Consider the following 7,855-nt stretch of genomic DNA (forward strand, 5'->3'; position numbering starts at 1 on the left):
ATTGCTACACCCATGTGCCCAAGTGGAACCCGATGAATGTCTGCTCCTATCATTTGCAAGAGGCGGGCGCGACGCCCGAGCAGGAGCTTGCCTTTGCTCTGGCCACAGCCATTGCCGTGCTGGACGAGCTGAAGCCGCGCGTCCCAGCAGAAGACTTCCCCGCGCTTTGCGGGCGGATCTCGTTTTTTGTCAACGCAGGCATCCGCTTTGTCACCGAGATGTGCAAGATGCGCGCCTTTGTCGACCTCTGGGATGAAATCCTGCTCGCGCGCTACGGCGTCACAGACGCCAAGTTCCGCCGCTTCCGCTATGGTGTTCAGGTCAATTCGCTTGGTCTCACAGAACAGCAACCCGAAAACAACGTCTACCGCATCCTAATTGAAATGCTCGCCGTGACCCTGAGCAAAAAGGCCCGCGCCCGCGCGGTGCAGCTCCCTGCGTGGAACGAGGCCCTCGGCCTGCCCCGCCCGTGGGATCAGCAATGGTCCATGCGGATGCAGCAGATCATGGCGTTTGAGACCGATCTTTTGGAATATGACGACCTCTTTGATGGCAACCCTGCGGTTGATGCCAAAGTCGAAGCGCTCAAGGCTGGCACCCGTCAGGAACTTGCAGGGCTTGACGGCATGGGCGGTGCGATCAAGGCGATTGACTATATGAAAGCCCAGCTCGTGACCTCAAACGCCGAGCGCTTGGGCCGCATTGAAGCTGGCGAAACCGTGGTTGTCGGTGTGAACAAATACACCCAGACCGAGCCAAGCCCGCTGATGAGCGCCGATGGCGGCATTATGACAGTCGACCCTGCCACAGAGGCCGACCAAATCAACCGCCTCACAGAGTGGCGCGCCGCGCGCGACGAGGCCGCCGTGCAGAGCGCTCTCACAGCGCTGCGTGACGCCGCTGCCAAGGGCGAAAATATCATGCCCGCCTCGATCGTGGCCGCCAAAGCAGGCGCAACCACAGGCGAATGGGCCGCTCAGATGCGCGCTGTGCACGGCGAATACCGTGGGCCAACGGGCGTCTCGCCCGCCCCCTCCAACAAGACCGAGGGCCTTGATGATCTGCGCGCCGCCGTCGATCATGTCTCTGACAAGCTCGGCCGCCGCCTCTCTTTCCTGATTGGTAAGCCCGGCCTTGACGGCCACAGCAATGGCGCCGAGCAGATCGCTTATCGCGCCCGCGACTGCGGCATGAGCATCACCTATGACGGTATCCGCCTGACGCCCGAAGAGCTCGTGCGCGCCGCCCTTGAGCAAAACAGCCATGTGGTCGGCCTCTCGATCCTTTCAGGCAGCCATATCCCCCTCGTGGAAGAGCTGATGGAGCGGATGACGGCTGCAGGCCTTGCGCATATCCCTGTTATTGTCGGCGGGATCATCCCCGATGACGACGCCAAACGCCTGCTCGCGATGGGCGTTGCGCGGGTCTATACGCCGAAAGATTTCGAGCTGAACACCATCATGATGGATGTGGTCACGCTGGCCGATCCCAAAGCCGAAGCCGCCGAATAGCGCTTTACCTTTCGCGCGCAGTTTTGCACTCTCCCGCCGAAAAGCGGGAGAGACAGCATGACAGTTCACATCGGCGCAAAAGCAGGCGATATCGCCGAAACCGTCCTGATGCCAGGCGACCCCCTGCGCGCCAAATGGGCCGCAGAGACATTCCTTGACGCCCCCCGCCTCGTCAATGAGGTGCGCGGAATGCTTGGCTATACAGGCACATACAAAGGCCACCCCGTGACGATCCACGGCTCTGGCATGGGCATGCCGAGCCTGTCGATCTATGCCAACGAGCTGATCCGCGACTTTGGCGCAAAAACCCTCATTCGCATCGGCTCCTGCGGCGGAATGCAACCCGAGGTCAAGATCCGCGATGTGATCATCGCCATGAGCGCCACCTCGCTCAACACCCCCTCCATGGGTCTCTTCCGCGAGGTCAATTTCGCCCCCACAGCCGACTTCCAGCTCCTGCGCGCCGCCGTGGCCGCCGCCGAGGCCATGGGCCAAACCCCTCATGTGGGCGGTATCTATTCTTCTGATGTTTTCTATGATGAACGCTCCGATCTCACAGAGCAAATGACCCGCCACGGCATCTTGGGCGTCGAGATGGAAGCCGCCGAACTCTACACAGTCGCGGCGCGCTTCAAGGCCCGCGCGCTCGCCGTGCTCACGGTCTCCGACCACCTACAAACAGGCGAGGCCCTGCCCAGCTCCGAGCGCGAACAAAGCTTTGGCGACATGGTCCAAATCGCCCTCGACGCAGCTTTCCCAGCCTAAAACGCCCCGCCCTGCCCAAAGCGCCCCGCCCCCTAAAGCGCCGCGCCCCAGACTTCCTCTTTCTCTAAATATCCTGGGGGTCTGGGGGCAAAGCCCCCAGCTTGTCCTGTGTCTGGGGGGTAAAGCCCTCAAGTTTACCTGCGTCTGGGGGCAAAGCCCCCAGCGGGTCGGATTTGCGAAGCAAATTCGACATCAGCTCAAGCCCGATGACCGCCCATGGCTCCCGTCATAGCCGTTTTTGGCGGGCGGCTCCCAGCCCTCAAGCGCGCCTTCAGCGGGTTCAAACACCTCGACCCGCAACGGATAGCAGGCCGCCGCATCAGAGGTGTGCTCGCTTGAGCAGTCTCCGCCCGGGCAGGCCGACAAAGCGCCAAGCAGGTCGACTTCGGCAAAAAACTCAAGATAATCGCCGACCCGCACCGGGCTGGCCTTCATAAAATACTGCCCCGTGTCGCGGGTAAACCCTGTGCACATAAAGACGTTGAGCACATCATGCACATGAGGCTCGGCGTCCGAAAGGCTGATGCCGAGGTGGTCGGCCAAAGCGCGGGTCAGGTTCGAGTGACAGCAGTGGTGATACTGCGCACCGCTGAGCAGATTGCCAGTGTAGGGGTCACAGCGCGTGCCGATCACATCATGCACAGAGCCGCCGAAGGCATCCATCCCATACCAGCCGAGCGTATCCGCCACGATTGTCGCCATCGGGCGCAAATGTGGAAAGCTCGACCACATCCGCTCGCCTGTTGTGATATGGGTGCCATGCAGGGCGCGGGTTTTGCCTGAGTAAAACCGCTCTGACAGGTCGTGTTTATTCCAGAGGTTGAGGTCGCCCACCTGCGGGCCGTCGACCGCGCTGATGCGAAAAAAGCCCCCCTGTGGCACATCAAATGTGCAGGCCTCGCGCGGTGCCGCCAGCACCTCGCTGATCTTCTTGGCGCCTTCGCGCGCCGCGCGGTAAAGCGCCATCGGCGGTGTGGGCAGGGTTTCGTTCGGATAACAAATCACAGGTTCAACCGCGCGGCGCAGCGCCGCATCTTCTGGCTCACTCATAGCGCGTCTCCCGCTGCTCGTTTGGCTACAATCTGGCATCAAACCGCAGTCTCTACAAGACAGGGGGCAAAGCGGGACAACAAGACGCGACGCGCAGCAATAGCAAAACAGCAAGGCAGATTTAATCAGCCTTTGGCGGCGGGTTTCTCGGGCTTTTGCGGCGCAGGTTTGAGGGCGGGGCCTGACCAGTATTCATAGGCCTGCTCAAGCGCTCTCAGCGCGGCAAGGCGGTCAGCTTTGGTCTTCGTTTGGGTGCTCATGAGTCTGCTCCAAATGTTGCAAAACTCCTCCTGCCCCTATCCTAGCAGATATCGCCCGTCACAGCAGTGCCCAGTCGGAATGCCCGCTATGCCGACAGGACATTGGCGCATAAAAAACGGGCAGCCCCAGAGAGCTGCCCGCCTCATTTCAGTGCAATCGCGGTTTAAACGACGCGGTTGACCTGCATCCGCTTGATCTCGGCAATCGCCTTGGCGGGGTTGAGGCCCTTGGGGCAGGTCTTGGCGCAGTTCATGATCGTGTGGCAGCGATAGAGCTTGAACGGATCTTCCAGATCGTCCAGACGCTCGCCTGTTGCCTCGTCGCGGCTGTCAATGATCCAGCGATAGGCATGGAGCAGCGCGGCTGGGCCAAGGTATTTGTCGGAGTTCCACCAGTAGCTCGGGCAAGAGGTCGAGCAGCAGGCGCACATGACGCATTCATAGAGGCCGTCAAGCTTCTTACGGTCGCCAATCGACTGTTTCCACTCTTTTTGCGGGCGATTTGTCTTGGTTTCAAGCCAAGGCATGATGCTGGCGTGCTGGGCATAGAAATGCGTCAGATCGGGGATCAGGTCTTTCACGACAGGCATATGCGGCAGCGGATAGACCCTGACGGCGCTGCCGTCTTTGACTTCGTCCATACCGTAGATACAGGCCAGCGTGTTGATCCCATCAATGTTCATGGCGCAGGAGCCACAGATCCCCTCGCGGCACGAGCGGCGGAAGGTCAGGGTCGGGTCGATCTCGTTTTTGATCTTGATGAGCGCATCAAGGATCATCGGCCCGCAGCTGTCCATATCGACAAAATACGTGTCCACGCAGGGGTTTTTCCCGTCATCGGGGTTCCAGCGATAGATATCAAACTGGCGCAGGTTGGTTGCGCCTTCAGGCTTGGGCCATGTTTTGCCCGTCGTCATGCGGCTATTCGCGGGAAGTTTGAACTCTGCCATCCGTTTTCTCCTTTAGGAGGCCAAGAGGCCGGTCGAGGCCTTGGCAATACATTTGGTTGTGGCGGGGCGCTGGATAATATCCGTCACCAAGCCGATTGTGCTGGGCTCAACACCCGTGATCGAGGCGCGGCTGAACTGGAACAGTTCGTTGGCGCTTGCGTTGTCGATGACGCAGCTTGAGTAAGGCGTCACCATCTTGGCCGGCAGGCTCTGGGGCAGATGCGCCGTCAGAACCTTTTCCACTGTGGCTTTCGCCGTCACCCGCGCGGCGTCGTCCACGGCCTGTTGGGCCGTGTCGCAGCCTGCGAGCAACGCCAGAGCGCCTGCCAGATATGCAGCCTTCAGCGTCATCAGAACGTCCGCTCTTTCGGAGCGATCCGCTTGAGGCTGATGCCGCCTTCTTTTTCGGTCGTCAGGGGCGTTTTGCCAACCTCACGGTAGCTCAGCTTCACATCATTGCCCTCAAGGTGGGCAATGGTGTGCACACGCCAGTTTTCGTCATCGCGCGTGGCGAAGTCTTCGTGGGCGTGCGCGCCGCGGCTTTCCTTGCGGGCTTCTGCGCCTGCAATTGTCGCCAAAGCGTTCGGCATGAGGTTTGTCAGCTCAAGCGTTTCCATGAGATCGGAGTTCCAGACCAGCGAGCGGTCTGTGACTTTCAAATCGTCTTGCTTGCCCGCAATCGCCGCCATCTTGTCAACGCCCTCTTTGAGCGTCTTGGAGGTGCGGAACACAGCCGCATCCGCCTGCATGGTTTTTTGCATTTCAAGGCGCAGCTCGGCTGTGCCTGTGGTGCCTTTGGCGTGGCGCAGACCGTCAAAGCGCGCAAAGGCCGCATCAACAGAGGCTTTGTTCAGCTCGGGGTTGGGCGCAGCCGCATCGACAATCTGCCCTGCGCGAATGGCGGCCGCGCGGCCAAAGACCACAAGGTCAATCAGCGAGTTTGAGCCAAGACGGTTTGCACCGTGCACAGACGCACAGCCCGCCTCGCCCACAGCCATCAGGCCAGGCACAATGGCGTTTGCGTCTGTTTTGGTCGGGTTGATCACTTCGCCCCAATAGTTTGTGGGAACGCCGCCCATGTTGTAATGCACCGTCGGGATCACAGGGATCGGCTCTTTGGTGACATCAACACCCGCAAAAATCTTGGCTGATTCCGAGATGCCAGGCAGGCGCTCGGCCAGAGCATCGGCGGGGAGGTGTGACAGGTTGAGGTGAATATGGTCGCCCTCAGCGCCCACACCACGGCCCTCACGGATCTCCATGGTCATGGAGCGCGAAACATAGTCGCGCGGTGCGAGGTCTTTATACTGCGGCGCATAGCGCTCCATAAAGCGCTCGCCTTCGGAGTTGGTGAGGTATCCGCCTTCGCCGCGTGCGCCCTCGGTGATCAGACAGCCTGAGCCGTAGATCCCTGTGGGGTGAAACTGGACAAATTCCATATCCTGCAACCCAAGGCCTGCGCGCGCGACCATGCCGCCGCCATCGCCTGTGCAAGTGTGCGCAGATGTGGCCGAGAAATAGGCGCGCCCGTAGCCGCCTGTGGCCAGAACAACCATCTTGGCGTTGAAGACGTGCATTGTGCCGTCATCAAGCTTCCAGCAGACAACGCCTTGGCATTGGCCGTCTTCAGACATGATCAGATCAATCGCGAAATACTCGATGTAGAATTCGGCGTTGTTCTTGAGAGACTGGCCATAGAGCGTGTGCAAGATTGCGTGGCCCGTGCGGTCTGCGGCGGCGCAGGTGCGCTGCACGGCGGGGCCTTCGCCAAACTCGGTGGTGTGGCCGCCGAAGGGGCGCTGATAGATCTTGCCCTCTTCGGTGCGCGAAAACGGCACGCCATAATGCTCAAGCTCGTAAACCGCCTTGGGCGCTTCACGGGCGAGATATTCCATCGCGTCAGTGTCGCCGAGCCAGTCAGAGCCTTTGACCGTGTCATACATATGCCACTGCCAGTGATCCGGCCCCATGTTGGAGAGCGAAGCGGCAATGCCGCCTTGCGCCGCAACCGTGTGGGAGCGCGTCGGGAAAACCTTGGTCACACAAGCGGTGCGCAGGCCCTGCTCGGCCATACCAAGCGTGGCACGCAAACCAGCGCCACCCGCACCGACAACAACAACGTCATAATCGTGTGTTTCGTATTCGTATTCAGCCATGGTCAAAATGTCCTTACAGCGCGAGTTTGGCCAGCGCATAGAGCGCCGTGGCCGTCATCAAATAGGTGAGAGCTGTCACAAAAATGATCAGCCCCTTGCGGGTCGTGCCCTGCGTGTAATCCTCGATCATGATGGTCGCGCCCTTGCGCGCATGATTGAGGCCAATGAAAAGCGTCAGCCCCACAATGATCACAACAAAGGGGCTCTGGAATGTGGCGAGCACATCCGCATGGCTGCTGCCCAGCGCACGCCCGAAGATAAAGAGAAAGGCAGGCACAACGAGGGCGAGGCCAACGGCGCTCACCTGCATGGACCAGTGGTGTTCGGCGCCGTGGTGGGCCGAGCCTTTGCCTTCTGCGCGTTTACGAGCTGTCAAATACCGCATATTCCGCTCCCCTTATACAATGATCAAAGTGATTACGGTGAGAACGACCGACCCGATCAGACAGGCCCATCCGAGCTTCTCTGCTGTCGGGACATCAAGGCCGTGACCCGCATCAAAATAGAGGTGACGCAGACCCGCGAGGTAGTGATACCAGACGCCCAGAACCGAAAGGCTCATGACAATGTCACCAAACCACGAGGTCAGCACCGCATTGGCGATGTTGTAATAGGCCGGGCCGACAGCCGCCGCCAGAAGCCACCAGACCACAAGAACCGCCGAAATGATCAGCGCGTTGCCTGTGATCCGTGTCAGAATCGAGGTGATCGAAGTGAGCTGCGGGCGATATATCGTCAAATGCGGCGAAAGCGGGCGCTCTACGGGTTTGCCATTGGCCATATGAGTAGATCCTCTTCTCAGAAGCGTGCGGACTCTATACCTCTACACGCGTTACACCTTTGATAACGGATTTAGAGACAGAGTCACGCAAAGAGACGCGGATCAGGCCTGCTTTTTTGTCGCAAATGCCGAGAAAATCACTTTTGTGATCACACTTATGAAAAGCGTGATCACAAAACAAGCCAGATCAGAGCGGCATCAAGGCCCAATAGTCGAGGTCCAAAAGCACGTGAGGGAGGTATTTTCCGTCCTCGCCTTTGAGCGTGAAGGCGTCGCCCCCGCTCACAGCCACAAGCCGCAACCGCACAGCGCCCACACCGGGCGCGCTTGTCTCGGCCTTGTCGAGCACTTCGGACCACGCCTTGACCGTCAGCCCGCTAAA

At 59.8% G+C, this 7,855-nt stretch carries 9 protein-coding genes and 1 pseudogene; 2 read left to right on the plus strand and 8 right to left on the minus strand.

Going from position 1 to position 7,855, the window contains the following annotated elements; all coding sequences use genetic code 11:
• Positions 1-1,511 (plus strand): protein meaA (locus ACTF58_RS06465; RefSeq protein WP_438991155.1); only part of this gene is annotated, 1,511 nt, incomplete at its 5' end.
• Between the two features lie 57 nt (positions 1,512-1,568).
• Entirely contained in the window at positions 1,569-2,276 is a 708-nt protein-coding gene (gene deoD, locus ACTF58_RS06470; protein ID WP_438991156.1) for a purine-nucleoside phosphorylase, read from the plus strand.
• Positions 2,277-2,468: 192 nt separating this feature from the next.
• Here deoD and ACTF58_RS06475 read toward each other — a convergent pair whose 3' ends face one another.
• The 8 genes and pseudogenes from ACTF58_RS06475 to ACTF58_RS06510 all read right to left on the minus strand — a co-directional run.
• Positions 2,469-3,326 carry an urea carboxylase-associated family protein gene (locus tag ACTF58_RS06475; RefSeq protein ID WP_438991157.1) on the minus strand — a complete coding sequence of 286 codons (858 nt, stop codon included), beginning with the start codon at positions 3,324-3,326 and terminating at the stop codon, positions 2,469-2,471.
• 125 nt (positions 3,327-3,451) lie between these two features.
• Positions 3,452-3,586, minus strand: a complete 135-nt coding sequence (locus tag ACTF58_RS06480; protein WP_438991158.1) for a hypothetical protein — start codon at positions 3,584-3,586, stop codon at positions 3,452-3,454.
• A 164-nt stretch (positions 3,587-3,750) separates the two neighbouring features.
• A complete protein-coding gene (locus tag ACTF58_RS06485) occupies positions 3,751-4,536 on the minus strand; it encodes a succinate dehydrogenase iron-sulfur subunit (RefSeq protein ID WP_438991159.1) in 786 nt (261 codons plus the stop codon).
• A 12-nt stretch (positions 4,537-4,548) separates the two neighbouring features.
• On the minus strand, positions 4,549-4,887 hold the full coding sequence (locus tag ACTF58_RS06490) for a hypothetical protein (RefSeq protein WP_438991160.1): 339 nt from the start codon (positions 4,885-4,887) through the stop codon (positions 4,549-4,551).
• Positions 4,887-6,692 (minus strand): succinate dehydrogenase flavoprotein subunit, encoded by a 1,806-nt coding sequence (gene sdhA, locus ACTF58_RS06495; protein ID WP_438991161.1) that lies wholly within the window; start codon positions 6,690-6,692, stop codon positions 4,887-4,889. The genes ACTF58_RS06490 and sdhA overlap by 1 nt, the downstream gene beginning before the upstream one ends.
• A 13-nt stretch (positions 6,693-6,705) precedes the next feature.
• A complete protein-coding gene (gene sdhD, locus ACTF58_RS06500; protein WP_438991162.1) occupies positions 6,706-7,077 on the minus strand; it encodes a succinate dehydrogenase, hydrophobic membrane anchor protein in 372 nt (123 codons plus the stop codon).
• 12 nt (positions 7,078-7,089) lie between these two features.
• On the minus strand, positions 7,090-7,473 hold the full coding sequence (sdhC, locus tag ACTF58_RS06505) for a succinate dehydrogenase, cytochrome b556 subunit (protein ID WP_438991163.1): 384 nt from the start codon (positions 7,471-7,473) through the stop codon (positions 7,090-7,092).
• 187 nt (positions 7,474-7,660) lie between these two features.
• Positions 7,661-7,855 (minus strand): annotated as a pseudogene (locus ACTF58_RS06510) (hypothetical protein); the annotation flags it as partial.

It is taken from the genome of Lentibacter sp. (genome assembly GCF_965657785.1).
Taxonomy (GTDB): Bacteria; Pseudomonadota; Alphaproteobacteria; order Rhodobacterales; family Rhodobacteraceae; genus Lentibacter.

Excerpts from the sequence above, each read along its gene's own strand:
- deoD (WP_438991156.1), top strand. The coding sequence starts at position 1,569 with ATGACAGTTCACATCGGCGCAAAAGCAGGCGATATCGCCGAAACCGTC.
- sdhA (WP_438991161.1), bottom strand. The coding sequence starts at position 6,692 with ATGGCTGAATACGAATACGAAACACACGATTATGACGTTGTTGTTGTC.
- sdhD (WP_438991162.1), bottom strand. The coding sequence starts at position 7,077 with ATGCGGTATTTGACAGCTCGTAAACGCGCAGAAGGCAAAGGCTCGGCC.
- ACTF58_RS06475 (WP_438991157.1), bottom strand. The coding sequence starts at position 3,326 with ATGAGTGAGCCAGAAGATGCGGCGCTGCGCCGCGCGGTTGAACCTGTG.
- ACTF58_RS06485 (WP_438991159.1), bottom strand. The coding sequence starts at position 4,536 with ATGGCAGAGTTCAAACTTCCCGCGAATAGCCGCATGACGACGGGCAAA.
- ACTF58_RS06480 (WP_438991158.1), bottom strand. The coding sequence starts at position 3,586 with ATGAGCACCCAAACGAAGACCAAAGCTGACCGCCTTGCCGCGCTGAGA.
- ACTF58_RS06490 (WP_438991160.1), bottom strand. The coding sequence starts at position 4,887 with ATGACGCTGAAGGCTGCATATCTGGCAGGCGCTCTGGCGTTGCTCGCA.
- sdhC (WP_438991163.1), bottom strand. The coding sequence starts at position 7,473 with ATGGCCAATGGCAAACCCGTAGAGCGCCCGCTTTCGCCGCATTTGACG.